Here is a 17,069-nt window from a genome sequence, read left to right as displayed (position 1 = left end):
CGAGCGCTCGCCGCTGACAGGCTCCCCCGGGGCGAAAACATATGGGGCGGTCATGACGGTTACAAGGCGGCCGCGACGCGATGGGCAGCCGGCCTCGCCTCTGCTATCGAAGGCCGGTCATTCAGGGAGCGAGGTCAGTGGTTACGGATCGACCGATCGTGGTGGCCGGCGCCGGTGCCATCGGCTGTTTCGTCGGCGGCATGCTGGCAGCCGCGGGCCGCCGCGTCGCGCTGCTGGTGCGGCCGCGGGTGAAAACCGAGATCGAGCGGTTCGGCCTGCGGTTGACCGACTTCGACGGCTCCGAGAACAAGCTCGGCGCGGGCCAGCTCGCGTTGTCGGAGGATCCTTCGATCTTCCACAGCGCCGGCATCGTGCTGGTGACGGTGAAGAGCGCCGACACCGCCGATGTCGCGGAGCAGATCGCGCGGCATGCGCCGCGCGACGCCGTTATCGTCTCGCTTCAGAACGGCATTGGCAATGTCGCGGTGCTGCGCGAGCATCTCGGCGATCGGCGTGTGCTCGCCGGCATGGTGCCGTTCAACGTGATCGCGATGGGCGAGGGCCGTTTCCACCGTTCGACCTCCGGCGACATCCATGTTGGTGAGGACGATGCGAACATAGCTCTCGCGCTGTCGGTGGCCGGCCTCACGGTACGCGCGAGCCGTGATATCGCCGGCGTGCAATGGGGCAAGCTGATCATCAATCTGAACAATGCGCTCAGCGCGCTGTCCGACATGCCGCTCGCCGCGCAGCTGGCGAACCGCGACTGGCGAAGGCTGTTCGCCGACCAGATGGCCGAGGGCCTAGCCGCGCTGAAGGCCGCCGGCATCGCGCCGGTCTCGGCAACGCCGATCCCAATGAGATGGACGCCGGCCTTGCTGCGGCTGCCCGACGTGATCTTCAACGCGATCCTGGGACGCACGATGAAGATCGATCCCGAAGCCCGCTCCTCGATGTGGCAGGACCTGAAGCACGGGCGCAAGACCGAGATCGACTATCTCCAGGGTGCGGTCATCGCGCTGGCCGAGCAAAACAACGTGGATGTGCCGCTGATGCGCCGCATTGTTGCGCTGATCAAGGAAGCCGAAGTTGCCGGCAATGGCCCGCCCGGGCTGACGCCGCAGCAGATTCGCGGGTTAGCGTGAGTGCGAAGGAGGAGCGCGATGAAGCGTTGTTTGACGATTGGGATCGCGCTAGCTGCGCTCTGCGGCGCATCGACGCTCGCTCATGCAAGACCGCCGACGGTCGTGAACTCTCCAGGCTATGACGCGCGATTGCAGGAGAGCCGCAAGGCGTGGAGCGCTTCGCCAACGGCAGCGCCGCCGGCGAGTGCGTCGGTGGCCAAACCGAAACGGAGCAAGAAGAAGCACGCGAATTGAGGAAGGGACGCGAATCTCCATGCAACTCGTCATTGCGAGCGCAGCGAAGCAATCCAGAATCTCTCCGCGGAAGGATTCTGGATTGCTTCGTCGCAAGGGCTCCTCGCAATGACGGCGGTGGCTCGCTAGCCCTTCTTCGCCGGCTTGCTCGGCGTTGGATTGAACAACTTCTTCAAATCGTTCAAGCTTTCCGACAGCCGCGGCCATTCGCAGGAGAAGGAGCCCTTGGTGCAGGGCGCGCCCTTTCGCTGGCCGACATTCTGCTGCACTTTCGGCCGCTGGACCGGGACGGGCACGCGCTCGATGTCGGTTCGCAGAGCGACCTGCTGGAACTGCTGTACCTGTTGTTCCTGCTGCTCGCGCTGCTGGCGCGCGGTGGCCTGAGCCGCTTCATTAATGCGGCGCTGGTTGGCGAGATAGGCGGTGTAGGCTGCGTCGATCTTCTTCTGCTCTTCCGGGGTCGGATTCGGCCCGGCGATGTCGAAGGTGCGATCCTGGAGGAAGTCGTAATAGGAATAGCCGCCGCCAGCCTTGCGGCGGCCGGCGAATTTGGCGTTGCAGTCGGCAAGCGCCGCGGTCTTCTCAGCCTTGGTCGGGGATTTTTCGGCGGCGTCGGCGCATTCCTCGAAGTCGACGGGCGCGCGCTTCCACCATTGCGCCTGGGCATGCGGCAAGGTCAGCAGAAAAAATCCTGCTGCGGCAACGAGAAGCGCCGCACGACGCGATGCAACTACGACCGACATTCTACGAGAGCATTCCCTGCAAAACTCAACCCGCCCCGAGTCGAGTCGGATTTTTGCCTCTTTATCGCCGGCTTGTCACCCATGGAACCCGGGAATTTCATGGCTGGGCTGCTGACATTTTTTGCTTGACGTGGCGCGCGAGTCACAGCCGCGCGCAGATGATGTGCTTAGACTTTTATCGTTTTGAATTCGAGGGAGAATGTCCGTCATGCGAGCGTTGGCCGGTTTCGTCGCAATCGCGCTGGTGCTGATTTGCGGCCATGCCTTCGCGGCGGACGAAGCTGCGCCCAACCGCAAGCCGGTGAGAGCGGTTGCGGACGCGCGGCTCGCGGTCGGCGGCCAGGGCATTCTGCCGCTCTATCTCTCCAGCGACTGGTCGATGCCGCTGCCGGCGATCTCGCGCGCGATCATCGTGCTGCATGGACGGCTGCGCAATGCCGACGAATATTATCTCTCAGCCCACACCGCGCAGGTCGCAGCGGGCGACGACGGCAAGCGCGCGCTCATGATCGTGCCGCAGTTCTTGGCGGAGATCGACGTCGAGGCCCACAAGCTGCCGGCAGATGTGCTGCGTTGGTCGCTGGAGGGATGGGAGGGTGGCGATGCCGCGCTGGCGCCCAATCCGGTCTCCTCGTTCGAGGCGCTCGATGCGATCCTGGCAAAGCTCACCGACCGGCGCATCTTCCCGAACCTGAAGCAGGTCGTGGTCGCCGGCCATTCCGGCGGCGGGCAGGTCGCGCAGCGTTACGCCATCGCCGGCAAGGGCGAGGCGGCGCTGTCGCGCCAGCACATCGATATCCGCTACGTCGTCGCCAACCCGTCGTCCTATGCCTATTTCAGCGCCGAGCGGCCGGTGCCCGCCATCGCCGCCTCCTGCCCGGGCTACAACAATTGGAAATACGGCATGGACGAGCGGCCGCCCTATCTTGCGAACGTCACGCCGGCTGCGCTCGAACAGCGCTATGTCGAGCGCGAGGTGATCTATCTGCTCGGCACCCTCGACACCAATCCGGAGCATCCCGCGCTCGACAAGAGCTGCATGGCGAAGGCGCAAGGCGCCACGCGCTACGCCCGCGGTCACGCCTATGCGGAGGCGATGGCCAAGCGCAACCACGGCACGCCCAATCACCGGGTCTGGGACGTCGCTGGCGTCGGCCACGATGCCGACAAGATGCTGACCTCGACATGCGGGCTTGCGGCGCTGTTCGATAGTCCGGGCTGCGGCGCGGAGCGCTGATGCGCATGCGTTGAAGGCTTGCGTCTTGAAGGCTTGCGACTTGAAGGCTTGCGGCTTGAAGGCTTGGCTCCGGCTGTTACACTTCGCACCGTGAGCGCCTCATCGTGAGGCGGCGCCAAGAAGACGAAGTGGAAACGCCTGATGCTGCTGCCCCTGTCCGACGTGCCGCGCTGGTACGCTGAACGCAAACCACACGGCACGATCGCCGTCCGTCACGGGCAGGATACGCTGACATGGGACGAGCTCGAGCGTGGCGCCAACCGGCGCGCGCGGGCGTTCATGGCCAGGGGCGTCAAGCCCGGTGACTTCGTCGCGATCGGTTTGCCGAACGGCAACGCGTTCTTCGAGACGTCCTTTGCGGTGTGGAAGTGCGGGGCGACGCCGACCTCGCTGTCATGGCGGCTGCCGCGCGGCGAAGCCGCCGCGGTGCTCGACATCCTCAAGCCGGTGCTGGTGGTCGGCGGCGAGGCCGATTGGAACGCGCCGAACCGTCTGCCCGCGGATTTCGTGCCGCAAGGTTTTTCGGACGAGCCGCTCGATCCGCCGGTGGCGCGCTACTGGAAGGCCATGACCTCAGGCGGCTCGACCGGCCGGCCGAAGGTGATCCTCGATCACCATCCAGCGGTGACCGACACCGTGGCCGCGCCGCCGCTCAACATCCCGTTCGGGGTCTCGTTGCTCAATCCCGGTCCGCTCTATCACAATGCGCCGTTCATCGTGTCGCATTACGCGCTGTTCACGGGCGGCCAGCTCACCGGCCTCGTCAAGTTCGACGCCGAGGAGACGCTGCGGCAGATCGAACGCGAGCGCGTGCAATGGGTCAATTTCGTGCCGACCATGATGCATCGGATCTGGGCGCTGCCGGAGAGCGTGCGTAATGCCTACGATCTGTCGAGTCTTGAGACGGTCTTCCACATGGCAGCTCCGATGCCGCCCTGGCTGAAGGAGAACTGGATCGCCTGGCTCGGGCCTGAGCGGATCTGGGAGCTCTATGGCGGTACCGAGCGCCAGGGCTCCTGCATCATCTCCGGTGCGGAATGGCTGACGCACAAGGGTTCGGTCGGCAAGATCGGCGACATGGCGAAGCTTCGCATCATCGGCGAGGACGGCAACGACGTCGCGCCCGGCGAAACCGGCGAGATCTATTTCCTCAACAATGACGGCAAGGACGCCACCTACCACTATCGCGGCGCCGAGCCGAAGCGCCGCGCCGACAGCTGGGAATCGCTTGGCGATATCGGCCGGCTGGACGCGGAAGGCTATCTCTATCTCGGCGACCGCCTCGCCGACATGGTGCTGCGCGGCGGCGCCAACATCTATCCGGCCGAGGTCGAGGCCGCCGTCTCCGCCTGCCCCGGCGTGCGCTCCTGCGTCGTGGTGGGATTGCCCGATCCGGAATTGGGCCAGCGTGTCCACGCCATCATCGAGCCGGAGCCGGGCGCGGACGGTCAGGCGCTCGCCGACGGCATGGCGGAGTTTTTGAGGGACAGGCTCAGCCGCTACAAGCATCCGGAGAGCTTCGAGATCGTCAGCACCCCGCCGCGCGATGATTCCGGAAAAGTCCGCCGCACCCTGTTGCGCGACGAGCGCGCGGCGTGGATGAAGCAGGGGCGCGCCTTCCGGATTTGGCCGGCCAAGGCGCGAGCGCACGCCGACTGAGACACATCACGGAAGGACTGACGAGATGACCATCACCATCGCTGCCAACAGCGTGCCGAAGCCGCCCGCCGACATCATCGAGGGCTTCCGAGGCGCGCCGACTTCGGTCATTTCAGACAATCTGGCCCGGCTGCCCGGCGCGGTGGGACTGAAGCCGTATCATCGCGGCGGCAAGCTGGTGGGGACGGCCTTCACGGTGCGCACCCGTCCCGGCGACAATCTCGCCATCCACCGTGCGCTCGAGCTGGTCGGTCCCGGCGACGTCATCTTGGTCGACGGCGGCGGCGACGAGACCCGGGCCCTGGTCGGCGAGATCATGAAGAACATTGCGCAGTGGCGCAAAGCCGAAGGCTACGTCATCGACGGCGCGATCCGCGATGTTGCGGCATTCGCAGCCGACGACTTTCCCTGCTACGCCCGCGCCGTGATCCACCGCGGCCCCTACAAGAACGGCCCCGGCGAGATCAACGTGCCTGTGACGATCGGCGGCAGCGTGATTGCGCCCGGCGACATCGTCGTCGGCGACGAGGACGGCGTGGTGTCGTTTCCCGCCGCGGGCGCCGCCGCGCTACTGGAAGCCGTCCGCGCCCAGGTCGCGCGCGAGGAGGAGACATTGAAGGCAATCCGCCAGGGACGCTATCAGGGCTCGTATGGAAAGTCCTGATCAGGCGAGAACGATGCGGAGGATGGCATGAGCCAGAAGGACGAATTCCATAACATCGATGATCCCAGCGACGGATTGTTTCGCGAGCTCGCGGCGGGAGTGACCACGCGCATCTTCTCGGGCGAGCAGGCGATGCTGTCGGTGGTGACGCTGGCCCCGCATGCGCAGGGCACGCTACATCATCATCCCGAGGAGCAATGGGGCGTGCTGCTCGACGGCTCCGCCGTCCGCGTCCAGGGCGATGAGGAAATCCCGGTGAAGAAGGGCGATTTCTGGCGCACGCCCGGCAACGTGCCGCACACCATGCGCGCCGGCCCCGACGGCGCCCGCGTGCTGGACATCTTCAGTCCGCCGCGGCCAGAATACAGAAAACCGGGGTCGGGCTTCGGGACGACCTAAGCGCTTCGCGCTTAGGTTATTTGCTTGAGCATGATCTTTCGGGAGAACCGCTGCACACTTTGCGCTAACGCGGCCCTTCGGGTCCGGATCATGCTCTAGCGCCAACGAGCAAAAGCCGGGCGCAACAACAAGGGAGGGGACCATGACGATCACACGACGCACGCTCTTGGCCGCACCGGCCGTTCTCGCGATGGCGCCGGCAGCGGCGCAGGCCGGCAAGATCACGCTGGTGGTGCCGTTCCCGCCGGGCGGATCGACCGACGCCATGGCGCGGCTGTTGCAGTCCAATCTGCAAACCAAGCTTGGCCGCATCGTCGTGGTCGAGAACAAGTCGGGCGCCGCCGGCGCGCTCGGTGCGGCGCAGGTCGCCAAGAGCCCGGCGGACGGCTCGACGTTCCTGGTGACATTCGATTCCCACGCGGTGATCCCGGCCATCCTCGACAAGCCGCCGGTCGACGTCGAGCGCGAGCTGATGCCGGTCCTGCTGGTGGGCACCGCTCCTTACGTGATCGCCGCGGGCGCCGGCCGTCCCTATAAGAGCTTCGCGGACGTGGTGGCGGCCTGCAAGGCGTCGCCCGGCGCGGTGAAATACGCCTCCGTCGGCATCGGCACGCTCGGCCATCTCGCCATGACCGTGCTCGGCAGCAAGGCCGGTGTCGAGATCATGCACGTGCCCTATCGTGGCGGCGGGCCGGCCATGAACGACGTGCTCGGCGGCCATGTCGATCTCATCGCGGGATCGGCGGCGCTGGTTGCAGCCCAGCTCGGCACCAACATGCTGCGGCCGATCCTGCAGCTCGGCCGCACGCGGCTGCCGGCCTTGCCGGACACGCAGACCGCGATCGAGGCAGGCTTTCCGGATTTCGAGACGCTTGCCTGGTGGGGCATCTTCGCGCCCGCGGGCACGCCGCCGGACATCGTTTCGGCCATGGCGACGGCGTGCAAGGAGATCCTGAGCGAGCCCGCGACTGCAGCTCAGCTCAAGGACACGCAGCACATGACGTTGCTGCTCGAGGACGGCGCCGCCTTCAAGACCTTCTTCGACAAGCAGGTCGCCTATTGGGGCAAGGTGGTCAGGGACAACAATATCAGGGCGTGAGAGGCCTCTGCCCGGGATTGCCATCCCGGGTCCGGTGCGCTCGTGCGGGCTTGAGCGTCAGAGCATCTTGCCGACGATCTTCGTCATATCTGCCGCCGAAAACGCGCGCAGCGTTTCGGTGCGGACATTGCCGAGTGCGCTGAGACTAAGGCTGAGCGACATCGCGGCAGCCTCATCTGGAGCCTCAAGAACGGTTACAACGTCATATCGTCCCTGCGTCCAGACGATCTCTTTCACGGTCACACCGAACGTTTTGGCCATCTCCTTGAAGGCTTCGGCCCGCTTCGGCGAGTCCTTGACGTTGCGGACTCCCTGATCCGTGAAGTTTCCCAGCACGACATAGGTTACCATGGTCGTCCTCCCTGGTTAGAACCCAGATCCAATTCTCGCTTGAGGCAACCGCGCCGAGTTTGCCACGGCGGCTGAGACAGCGCTACTTGCGCGTTGGAACGTCAGCAGATGCGACTTATTCGGTCAGGACAACGGCCGTGCGAAACTGAGCTCATGGCCGTCGGGGTCGGTGAGATGGAAGTAGCGCTCACCCCATTCGGCATCGCGCGGCGTGGTCGACGGCTGCCATCCGGCAGCGCGCGCCTGCTCAAAGGTCGCGTCGACATCGGCGACATAGAAGATGACGCGGCCCCACCAGGACCAGCGCTTGTCGTCTGGCTGCGCCGTCAGGTTGAGATAACCGGTGCCGGCGCGAAAGCTCGTAAATGCAGCGGCTTCGCCGCCGTGGAGGAGCTCGAACCCCAGCGAGCGGTAGAAGCGCACGGCGCGCGCCATGTCATGCGTGCCGAGCGTGATGGCGCTGATGCTTTCGATCATGTGGGCTGCTCCGCAGAAAGGGATCCGGGGAAGAGATTGTACAGCCGCCTCGCTTCCCTTGACGACAACCCGGCCCGCGATGCGGCTGGCGAACGGCATCTTGCTCTGCTATGAGGGGGCCGAACCCGCAACGTTCGGGTTCCGCGGTCCCGTAGCTCAGCCGGATAGAGCGACGGTTTCCTAAACCGTAGGTCGGAAGTTCGAGTCTTCCCGGGATCGCCATAATCTCAGATACTTAACGTATTGCTCGCCAGATGCTGGGTGCGCCTCGCGCGCATATTCCCTATCCTTGAGCTTCGCCCTCGTGTTCGCCTGCCGTGACCCTGCGGCTGGCAATGGCAACGCCACATCATTCGACTAGCGGGAAAGTAGCGCCAGGGCTACCATGCTCGCCCTGCGATTGAATATCCGGACGCCTGTTCATAGCGAAACAGCCCGCAATCATTTCCGCGAACTCGCTCATCATCATTCTTTTTGGAAAGTTCTGGCGGTGATCAAGCAAAGGTCAAATAGCCGCGGCGGGATCGGGCCGCGTTCATTTCTGGACGACAATAGAGAGTTCGAGCGCTGGCTGCGTTCCCAATGCAAGGTCGTCGAGCGCGACCTCGACGAAAAGCACAAAAAGATGAAGGACGACCCGTTCGTCTTCCTTCGTGCAACCTTCTTCCGCTGGGCCAGGTCTATCGAAGCGCTCTGCCCGGAGTTGACGGACGCGCCGCGCGTGCCGTCCGTGGGGGACACCCATATCGAAAATTTCGGGACTTGGCGCGACGCGGAGGGACGCCTCGTCTGGGGCGTCAACGATTTCGACGAGGCCGCGAGCATTGCCTATCCCTTCGACCTCGTGCGCCTTGCGACAAGCGCCCGGCTCGCGCCAAAGGCCAAGAAAAAGAAGGCGAGGGCCATGACCCACGTCGGCAATGGTGACGCCGCAAAGGCGATTCTCGATGGTTACAAGAAGGGTCTCAAACAACCGCGGCCCTCGCTCCTGGATGAGCAGGCGAGCTGGATGCGCGCTTACGTGACATGCACCGACGACGAACGCCATGAGTTCTGGGACGACGTGGAGAAATATCCGCGAGCGAAGCCACCGTCTGCTGTTGCCGCAACACTCCGCAAGAAATTACCGCCCGATGCCGCATTCGATCGCTTCGCGACGCGCGTGGCAGGTGTCGGCAGCTTGGGCCGGCCGCGATTCCTCGCCATTGCCGATTGGTGCGGCGGCCAAATCGTCAGGGAAGCTAAGGCGCTGGTGCCGTCGGCCTGGGATTGGGCGCATGATCGGAAAGGCAAGCTGCGCTTTCTCGACCTCGCAAAAGGTTCGTATCGAGCTCCCGATCCACACCTCATGCTCGAACGCCAAAATGGCTTCGTGATCCGGCGCCTTGCGCCCGACTCCCGCAAGATCAATCTCGGGGATCACGCGAACATGAGCCTGGAGCTCGATCTGCTCAACGTCATGGGCTTTGACATCGGCGCCATTCACGCCGCGACGGCAGGCGCATCGACCACGATCGCCGCAGACCTGATTAAACGCGACAGCGATTGGCTGCATGCTGCTGCAAAGGCCGCCGCCGCATTCGTCGAAGATGATTTCAAGGAGTGGCGCAGGCACGGTTGACCGGCGAGCGGTGGGCTCCGTTCTCGATCGTCTCCGCGCTTTGCCCGGTTGGTGCAAGATTTGCTACAGGATTTGCTATAGGCAGAACGGCGACTAAGGTCGCGCGGCCGCCATCTGCAATGTCTGGCCAAAATTCCGGAGACCATGATGCCTTTCGACTTGATCCTGCGCGGCGGCCGTGTGGTCGATCCGTCCCAGAAGCTCGACGCCGTGACCGACATCGCCTTTGCCGGCGGCAAGGTCGCGGCGGTCGGCGGCGGGCTCAAGGCCGATCCGGGCACCGAGGTCCGTGACGTCTCGCGCTACATCGTCACGCCGGGGCTGATCGATCTCCACACCCATGTCTATTGGGGCGGCACCTCGCTCGGCATCGATGCCGAGGAATTCTGCCGCCTCTCGGGCGTCACCACGGCGATCGACACCGGCAGCGCGGGGCCGGGCAATTTCGCCGGCTTCCGCAAGCATGTGATCGAGCCAAGCCAGGTCCGCATCCTTGCCTATTTGCACGTCTCGCATGCCGGCATCTTCGGCTTCTCACACCGGATCATGGTCGGCGAGAGCGAGGAGCTGCGGCTGATGAATCCGGTCGATGCGGCGAAAGTGGCCGATGCCAACCGCGACCTCATCGTCGGCATCAAGGTGCGCGTGGGACTGCATTCGTCGGGCACGTCGGGGACCGTGCCACTCGACATCGCGCTTCAGGTTGCCGACGAGGTCGGCATGCCCCTGATGGCGCATATCGACCATCCGCCGCCGAGTTACGAGGAGGTGCTGGCGCGCCTGCGTCCCGGCGACGTGCTCACCCACGCGTTCCGACCCTTCCCCAATACGCCGGCGACTGCGCAAGGCACGGTGAAGAAGGCGGTGCTGGACGCACGCGAGCGCGGCGTGCTGTTCGATATCGGCCATGGCAAGGGCTCGTTCGCGTTCAAGACCGCGCGCGCCATGCTCGCCAACGGCTTCTATCCGGACACGATCTCGTCCGACATCCACATGCTGTGCATCGACGGTCCCGCCTACGACCAGGTCACGACCATGTCGAAATTCCTGTGCATGGGCATGGAGCTGCCGGATGTGATCGCGGCCTCGACGGTGAATGCGGCGATGGCGCTGCGGCGTCCCGAGCTCGGCAGCCTCAAGCCGGGCAGCGTCGGCGACGCCACGCTGATCTCGGTCAAGCAGGGCCAGTTCGATTATGAGGACGTCGTCGGCGAGCACCTGATCGGTAACAGGAAGATCGTCTCCGAAGGCGTCGTCATCGGCGGCCGCTGGTGGCATCCGAATTGAACGACCCTAAGCTTGCTCGCGATAGAATTGCAACAGGCGCGCGCCCGCGGGCGAGAGCCAGTCGGGCGCACCGGTGATGTAGCCCTCGACGCGGCCGCTCATTCCGACGAGATAGGTGATGGGCATGCCGACGAGCGAGAACATCGCGGCAGATGCTTCGGCCGCCGTGCCATAGGCATCGATGTAGCAGGCGAGATTTTGCACGGCGAGGCCGCCGAGGAATGTGCGGATCTTGCGCAGGTCTTTGGTGTCGGTGCAGATCGCAACGATGTCGAGCCGGTCAGGCCGTGATGCCGCCAGACTTGCGAGCATGGGCAGATCGAGCCGGCAGGCTGCGCACCAGGTGGCCCAGAAGTTCACCAATGTGATGTGGCCCGGCTTGGCCGTCACGACCGCGTCCCGACCGTATGGGTCCTGAAGCCTGAGTTGTGGCATCGGCGCGCGCGGCCGCACCACAGTAAATTGGCTGCGGCCGGCCTCGAACACTGGCGGCCAGCTGTCCTGCGCGCCGCTTGCATGCGGGACAGCGAGAGAGGCTGCCGCGGCCATCAGGATCGATCGTCGCGACAGCACTGAGCCTCCTTCGCGCGCTGTCTCACGCATGGATATAGGCCCAGCCCTTCAGCTGCAGATCGACCACGCGTCCGATGCCGAACGGGACGAGGCTCGCGCCTGCTATCAGCGGGATCGAGACCTGCTCCTTGGCTTCCGCAATCGCCTTGGACGAGGCGCACATGCTGTAGGCGAGGTTCGGCAGCGATTGCCGGAGCGTCGCCAGCGGCTCGACCAGGGGCGTCTTGTCGGCCCGGAAGACGTCGATGCCCTTGCCGTTGGCGATGACCTCGATCAGCAATTTCGCGCCCCTCTCGGCAAAATGCTTGGAGAGATTGGCGGAATAGCTGATCGCGTGACCCATGACGTAGGGCTCGTTGCTGTCGATCAGGATCACGACGCCGTCGGCGAGACGCTCCACTTTGGCCGCGGCGGGGCCGCCGGCCGTGAGGATTGATGCGCCGGCGAGCAGCCCCCTGCGGGACCATCCGTTGGCTGAGATCATGGCTGTGGCGACCGGTCAGAACTGCCGCGGTGCGATCGGTGCCTTGCTGTTGCGTCCCCACAGCACGAACAGGCTGAGCGCCAGCAGGACGATGTTGAGCGGCGCGATCGGAGCCTCGCCGCGCGAAATGTGGAAGAAGAGCGCGAACACCTGCAGCACCGCGCAGCCTAGCGCGGCCAACACGGTCAGCCGCGGCAGGATCCGTGTCAGGGCCGGCAGCAGAATGCCGATCCCGCCGGCGAGATCGACCAGCGCGATCGCGCGAACGAACGTTTCGGAATATTGGCCGGCCCAGGGCATCATCGCCGCAAGCTGGGGAATGGGTGTCGTCAGCTTGACCAGCCCCGCCGAGATGAAGACGAAGGCGAGGAGGACCTGCGCGACCCAGAGGCCGATGCGCAAGGCACGGCCGGGGGCGGCGGTCTCGATGATGGTGGTGGACATGGTGGTTCTCCAGGGGATGTGAGGGTGGCCACCATTTGATAGTTTCCTTATTCTTGATCATTATCTGCTCCAGGATTGGTTCATTTCCTGAATATTGATGATCTCATGGACACACTGGTCAGCATGAGGGTGTTTTGCCTGGTCGCCGAGCTGAAGAGCTTTGCGACTGCGGCGCAGCGGCTGCGCATCTCGCCCGCGATGGCGAGTAAGCATGTGATGCAGCTCGAGAAGCGGCTCGGCACCCGGCTGTTGAACCGGACCAGCCGGCGCGTCAGCCTGAGCGAAAGCGGCGCGCTCTATTTCGAGCAGGCGCGGCAGATGCTCGACTCGCTCGACGAGGTCGAGGCTGCCGTCAGCAAGGCGACCGTTGTTCCACGCGGCACGCTGCGGTTGACCGCGCCGGTGTGGATGGCGAACGCGATCTTTGCCGGCGTGCTGGCAGACTATCAGGCGCGCTATCCGGACGTGCGTCTCGATGTCGATCTCAGCGGACGGCTGGTCAATCTGGTCGAGGAGGGATTCGACCTCGCCTTGCGCGCGACCGGCGCGCCCGACGAGGCGTTGATCGCGCGGCCCATCACCAGAGTCCCGTTCTATTTGGTTGCAGCCCCTGCGTTTCTCAAACGCGCGGGCCGCCCGGCGACCTTTGCCGATCTCTCCGGACAAGCGCTGTTGCACTACGCGCTTTATCCCGGCGAGAGCTTCTCCTTCCAGGGCGAGCACGGCCCCGAGACCGTCAAGCTCAATCCGGTGCTGCGCAGCGCCAATGAAACGCTGCTGCACGTGGCCGCGCTGGAGGGCATGGGCCTCGCCTTCCTGCCGAAATGGCTGGTCACTGATGACATCGCCGCCGGACGTCTCGAGCACCTCATGTCCGAGCAGGTCATCTTCGAGGGAAAGCTGTTCGCGGTCTATCCGAGCCGCAAATATCTCTCAGCGAAAGTGCGGACCTTCATCGACTTCATCGCCGCCGACAAGCGGATGAAATGAACGGCTACAGCGACCTCGCAATCAACAGCTTCATGATTTCGTTGGTGCCGCCGTAGATCTTCTGGATGCGAGAATCGATGAAGATGCGCGAGATCGGATATTCCTGCATGTAGCCATAGCCGCCGAATAGCTGGAGGCATTCGTCGGCGGTCTCGACCTGCTTCTCCGAGCACCAATATTTCGCCATCGACGCCGTCACGGTATCGAGGTCTTTGGCGATCAGGCGCTCGATGCACCAGTCGACAAAGACGCGGGCGATCATCGCCTCGGTCTTGCGCTCGGCGAGGGTGAAGGCGGTGTTCTGGAAGTCCATCAGCGGCTTGCCGAAGGCTTTCCGCTCCTTGGTGTACTCGGCGGTGAGCTTGACCGCGCGCTCCATCGAGGCGACGGCGCCGACCGCGAGCGCAAGGCGTTCCTGCGGCAATTGCTGCATCAGCTGCACAAAGCCCTGACCCTCCTCCTTGCCGAGCAGGTTTTCGGGTGGCACGGTCACGTTGTCGAAGAACAGTTCCGACGTGTCGGAGGCGTGCAGGCCGATCTTGTCGAGATTGCGCCCGCGCTTGTAGCCGTCCGCGCCGGCGGTCTCGACCACGATCAGCGAAATGCCCTTGGCACCCGCATCGCCGGTGCGTGCGACCACGATGACGAGATCGGCGGCCTGGCCGTTGGTGATGAACGTCTTCTGGCCGTTGATGACGTAGGAATTACCCTGCTTCTTCGCCGTGGTCTTCACGGCCTGCAAATCCGAGCCGGTGCCGAGCTCGGTCATGGCGATGGCCCCGACCATCTCGCCCGAGGCCATTTTCGGCAGCCAGCGCTTCTTCTGCTCCTCCGAGCCGTAATTGAGGATGTAGTGCGCGACGATGGCGCTGTGCACGGAGACGCCGGTCGTCAGCTCCGGCACCGTGCTCTCGAGATCGTCCAGCACCGCGGCGTCATAGGCGAAGGTGGCGCCCAGCCCGCCATATTCCTCCGGCACGCTTGCCAAGAGCGCGCCCATCTCGCCGAGCCCCCGCCAGGCGAAGCGGTCGACCATCTTCTGCTCGCGCCATTTTTCGGCGTGCGGCGCCAGGTCCTTGGCAAGGTATTTCCGGAACTGGTCGCGGAAGATTTCGAGCTCTTCGGTCATCCAGGAGGAGCGGTAGGACATGGAAACCTCGATCGGTGATGTCGCGCCTTGCGACAGCCAGCGTGTCAGGCCTGCCACAACGGTCGGCACGGGCGCAAGGCTGCTCCTCTTGGTACGCCATTCGAGCTCGCCGCGAATTGTGTTTTCAGGCTGCGCCCGGTCTAGCCGCCATGTGCGGTCTTCCCGCCGTCGATGACGAACTGACCGCCGGTCGTGTAGGGATGATCGTCGGAGGCCAGCACGAGCGCAAAGGCGGCGATCTCCTCGGGGGTTGCCACGCGCTGCAAGCCCGGAACGTTGGATTTGGCCCATTGCGCAATGCCGACGTGCCAGGCTGCATCGGGCAGATTCTCCATGCCGGCGAGCCGGCGAATCATCGGCGTGTCGGTGGTACCGGGAACCAGTGTGTTGATGCGGATGCCATGTTTTGCGTAGTCGAGTGCCGCGGCCTGGACCAGGCCGACCAGTCCGCGCTTGGCCGCCGAATAGGCCGAGCGTTTGGCTGTCGTGGCAATGGCGTTCGACGACGCCGTGACGACGATCGCGCCGCCTTTCTCCAGCATGTGAGGGATCTCATACTTCATCGACAGAAATACGCCGCGCAGGTCGGTGCTGATCACGTCGTCGAATTCGGCCGCGCTGTATTCGTGAAGGGGACGCTCGATGGAAATGCCGGCGTTGTTGAAGGCGACGTCGAGCCGTCCGTAGCGTTCGATCGTCTTGTCGACCAGCGCCTTGATCTCGGCCTCGTTGCGGACGTCGGCGCGAATGAAGACCGCGTCGCCGCCGGCCTCGCCCACCTCATTCTCCACCCGTTTGCCGCGCTCGGCGTTGCGGCCGCAGAAGGCGACCTGGCCGCCTTCGGCCGCGAACATCAGCGTCGCGGCGCGGCCGATGCCGGAGGTGCCGCCCGTGACGATGACGACCTTGCCCTCGAATCGGCGCTTGCCGCTGGGCTTCTGCTGCGGCAGCGTCGCACTCTGGCCGAGCGCCACGCCGCCGGCGAGGCCACCGACGGCGCCCGCGAGCATGCCGAGCGCGGCGCCTCCGACCAGATGACGCCGCTTTACGGGACTGCTTGCGGTGATATCCTGCATTTCGGTCATTTCGAACTCCGGGGGCCACTTATCTAAACAGTGTTAAGATAGATATGCCGCAATCTGAACAGTGTCAAGTTACATGAAGAAACACGCCCCCTCCGCCAAGCGCGGCGCCGGCGCGACGCGGGCAAAGCCGGAGCCCGGTTATCATCACGGTGAATTGCAGGAGGCGTTGATCGCTGCGAGCGAAGCCATTCTCGCCGAGCAGGGTGCCGAGGGTTTCACGCTGCGCGAAGCCGCGCGACGCGCCGGGGTTTCGCCGGCTGCCCCGTCGCATCATTTCGGCAACGCGCAGGGGCTTCTCACCGAAGTCGCGATCCGCGGTTACGACGCGCTTGCCGGCGCCTTGCGCGAGGCGGCATCCGGCAAGCAGGGTGCGCGCGACAAGCTCCATGCCCAGGGACTTGCTTATGTCAATTTTGCGCTGACACATCCCGGCCGGTTCCAGATGATGTTTGCGAACAAGCGCCTCGTGGCAGACGATGCGCGTCTGAGGCAGGCGAGCAGGGCCGCCGGTCACGCGTTCGAGATCGTCGTCGCCGAGCTGGTCGGCGGCACCGCGAAGGAGGCGAAGACAGCGGCTGCGGCGGCCTGGTCCACCGTTCACGGCTTTGCCAAGCTTGCGCTTGAGGAGAAATTCGGCTCTGTGAGGAACGAGGTTGGACGCCGCGAGATCATGATGACGCTCGACCAAGTCCTGAACTATCTATGGCCGGCAAGCGGCGCGCACCGTTGAGTGAGGGCCCGACGACGTCATGACAAGCAAGACGACGGAGCTCAAGCTCGACATCGAACGCATCGGCATGGTCTCCGCGATCCTGACGCTTCCGGCCCATGCGCGCGCCTGCTACGTCCTCGCGCACGGCGCCGGTGCGAACATGCGGCATGCCTTCATGGAGAAGGTCGCCGCGGGCCTTGCGGAGCGCGGCATTGCGACGTTCCGCTTCAATTTTCCCTACATGGAGGAGAGGAAGGGGCGTCCCGACCAGCCGGCCGTCGCGCACGCCGCCATCCGCGCGGCTGTCGCGGAAGCTGCCCGGCTCTGCCCCGGCATCACGCTCATCGCCGGCGGAAAATCGTTCGGCGGGCGCATGACATCACAGGCGCAGTCCAAGGCTGCATTACCTGATGTCAAAGGGCTCGCCTTCCTCGGCTTCCCCCTGCACGCCGACAAGAAGCCGTCCTCCGAGCGCGCCGAGCACCTCGCCGGCATTGCTATCCCCATGCTGTTCTTGCAAGGCACCCGCGATGGGCTCGCCGATCTGGGCTATCTCAGGCCTGTCGTCGAGAAGCTCGGCCCGAAGGCGACGCTGCATCAGGTCGAAGCCGGCGACCATTCGTTTGCGGTGCTAAAGAAGTCCGGCCGCACCAATGACGAGGCACTCACCGAGGTGCTCGACACGCTGGCGGCCTGGATCGATGGGCTCGCCTGA

At 64.6% G+C, this 17,069-nt stretch carries 19 protein-coding genes and 1 tRNA gene; 12 read left to right on the top strand and 8 right to left on the bottom strand.

Annotated elements, in window-relative coordinates; translation table 11 throughout:
* The first annotated feature begins 137 nt into the window (after window positions 1-137).
* A complete protein-coding gene (locus XH85_RS44520) occupies window positions 138-1,145 on the top strand; it encodes a 2-dehydropantoate 2-reductase (protein ID WP_128937015.1) in 1,008 nt (335 codons plus the stop codon).
* A gap of 359 nt (window positions 1,146-1,504) precedes the next feature.
* On the opposite strand, the gene XH85_RS45715 is transcribed toward XH85_RS44520, so the two are convergent.
* Entirely contained in the window at window positions 1,505-2,122 is a 618-nt protein-coding gene (locus XH85_RS45715) for a hypothetical protein (protein ID WP_164934765.1), read from the bottom strand.
* Between the two features lie 208 nt (window positions 2,123-2,330).
* On the opposite strand from XH85_RS45715, the gene XH85_RS44505 reads away from it, so the two are divergent.
* From XH85_RS44505 to XH85_RS44485, 5 genes are all read left to right on the top strand, one after another.
* A complete protein-coding gene (locus XH85_RS44505) occupies window positions 2,331-3,359 on the top strand; it encodes an alpha/beta hydrolase (protein WP_164940057.1) in 1,029 nt (342 codons plus the stop codon).
* Between the two features lie 141 nt (window positions 3,360-3,500).
* The gene (locus tag XH85_RS44500) at window positions 3,501-5,018 is read left to right on the top strand and encodes an AMP-binding protein (RefSeq protein ID WP_128937012.1); all 1,518 of its coding nucleotides are present in this window, start codon (window positions 3,501-3,503) and stop codon (window positions 5,016-5,018) included.
* Between the two features lie 25 nt (window positions 5,019-5,043).
* Complete coding sequence (locus XH85_RS44495; protein ID WP_128937011.1) at window positions 5,044-5,682, top strand: RraA family protein; 639 nt, start codon at window positions 5,044-5,046, stop codon at window positions 5,680-5,682.
* Between the two features lie 27 nt (window positions 5,683-5,709).
* Window positions 5,710-6,081 carry a cupin domain-containing protein gene (locus tag XH85_RS44490; protein ID WP_128937010.1) on the top strand — a complete coding sequence of 124 codons (372 nt, stop codon included), beginning with the start codon at window positions 5,710-5,712 and terminating at the stop codon, window positions 6,079-6,081.
* Between the two features lie 142 nt (window positions 6,082-6,223).
* The gene (locus XH85_RS44485; RefSeq protein ID WP_128937009.1) at window positions 6,224-7,180 is read left to right on the top strand and encodes a tripartite tricarboxylate transporter substrate-binding protein; all 957 of its coding nucleotides are present in this window, start codon (window positions 6,224-6,226) and stop codon (window positions 7,178-7,180) included.
* Window positions 7,181-7,237: 57 nt separating this feature from the next.
* On the opposite strand, the gene XH85_RS44480 is transcribed toward XH85_RS44485, so the two are convergent.
* Together XH85_RS44480 and XH85_RS44475 are read right to left on the bottom strand one after the other, a co-directional pair.
* Entirely contained in the window at window positions 7,238-7,531 is a 294-nt protein-coding gene (locus XH85_RS44480; protein ID WP_014490344.1) for a GYD domain-containing protein, read from the bottom strand.
* 123 nt (window positions 7,532-7,654) lie between these two features.
* On the bottom strand, window positions 7,655-8,008 hold the full coding sequence (locus XH85_RS44475) for a VOC family protein (RefSeq protein ID WP_128937008.1): 354 nt from the start codon (window positions 8,006-8,008) through the stop codon (window positions 7,655-7,657).
* 145 nt (window positions 8,009-8,153) lie between these two features.
* Here XH85_RS44475 and XH85_RS44470 point away from each other — a divergent pair.
* The 3 genes from XH85_RS44470 to XH85_RS44460 all read left to right on the top strand — a co-directional run bounded on the left by XH85_RS44470 (window position 8,154) and on the right by XH85_RS44460 (window position 10,916).
* Window positions 8,154-8,230: transfer RNA gene (locus XH85_RS44470), tRNA-Arg, on the top strand.
* 163 nt (window positions 8,231-8,393) lie between these two features.
* On the top strand, window positions 8,394-9,629 hold the full coding sequence (locus XH85_RS44465; RefSeq protein ID WP_164940902.1) for a DUF2252 family protein: 1,236 nt from the start codon (window positions 8,394-8,396) through the stop codon (window positions 9,627-9,629).
* 147 nt (window positions 9,630-9,776) lie between these two features.
* A complete protein-coding gene (locus XH85_RS44460; protein ID WP_128937637.1) occupies window positions 9,777-10,916 on the top strand; it encodes an amidohydrolase/deacetylase family metallohydrolase in 1,140 nt (379 codons plus the stop codon).
* Window positions 10,917-10,922: 6 nt separating this feature from the next.
* Here the strand turns inward: XH85_RS44460 and XH85_RS44455 are convergent, their stop codons facing one another.
* Genes XH85_RS44455 through XH85_RS44445 form a run of 3 tightly spaced genes read right to left on the bottom strand, consistent with a single transcriptional unit; the run spans window position 10,923 to window position 12,417 of the window.
* Entirely contained in the window at window positions 10,923-11,519 is a 597-nt protein-coding gene (locus XH85_RS44455; RefSeq protein WP_128937007.1) for a TlpA family protein disulfide reductase, read from the bottom strand.
* Complete coding sequence (locus XH85_RS44450; RefSeq protein ID WP_128937006.1) at window positions 11,512-11,973, bottom strand: DsrE family protein; 462 nt, start codon at window positions 11,971-11,973, stop codon at window positions 11,512-11,514. Before XH85_RS44450 ends, XH85_RS44455 begins: the two co-directional genes overlap by 8 nt.
* Before the next feature lie 15 nt (window positions 11,974-11,988).
* A complete protein-coding gene (locus tag XH85_RS44445; protein WP_128937005.1) occupies window positions 11,989-12,417 on the bottom strand; it encodes a DoxX family protein in 429 nt (142 codons plus the stop codon).
* A 105-nt stretch (window positions 12,418-12,522) separates the two neighbouring features.
* Here XH85_RS44445 and XH85_RS44440 point away from each other — a divergent pair, with 105 nt between their 5' ends.
* The gene (locus XH85_RS44440) at window positions 12,523-13,407 is read left to right on the top strand and encodes a LysR family transcriptional regulator (protein ID WP_128937004.1); all 885 of its coding nucleotides are present in this window, start codon (window positions 12,523-12,525) and stop codon (window positions 13,405-13,407) included.
* A gap of 4 nt (window positions 13,408-13,411) precedes the next feature.
* Here XH85_RS44440 and XH85_RS44435 read toward each other — a convergent pair whose 3' ends face one another.
* On the bottom strand, window positions 13,412-14,557 hold the full coding sequence (locus XH85_RS44435; RefSeq protein WP_128937636.1) for an acyl-CoA dehydrogenase family protein: 1,146 nt from the start codon (window positions 14,555-14,557) through the stop codon (window positions 13,412-13,414).
* A gap of 140 nt (window positions 14,558-14,697) precedes the next feature.
* A complete protein-coding gene (locus tag XH85_RS44430; protein WP_245473369.1) occupies window positions 14,698-15,642 on the bottom strand; it encodes an SDR family NAD(P)-dependent oxidoreductase in 945 nt (314 codons plus the stop codon).
* Window positions 15,643-15,715: 73 nt separating this feature from the next.
* On the opposite strand from XH85_RS44430, the gene XH85_RS44425 reads away from it, so the two are divergent.
* Window positions 15,716-16,372, top strand: coding sequence for a TetR/AcrR family transcriptional regulator (locus XH85_RS44425; RefSeq protein ID WP_128937003.1), 657 nt, complete (start codon window positions 15,716-15,718; stop codon window positions 16,370-16,372).
* 19 nt (window positions 16,373-16,391) lie between these two features.
* Window positions 16,392-17,069: an alpha/beta hydrolase family protein gene (locus tag XH85_RS44420; RefSeq protein WP_128937002.1), complete on the top strand. Its 678-nt coding sequence runs from the start codon at window positions 16,392-16,394 to the stop codon at window positions 17,067-17,069.

Origin of the sequence: Bradyrhizobium zhanjiangense (genome assembly GCF_004114935.1) — a bacterium.
GTDB classification, from domain to species: domain Bacteria; phylum Pseudomonadota; class Alphaproteobacteria; order Rhizobiales; family Xanthobacteraceae; genus Bradyrhizobium; species Bradyrhizobium zhanjiangense.
This window is presented reverse-complemented; position numbering and strand designations above follow the sequence as displayed.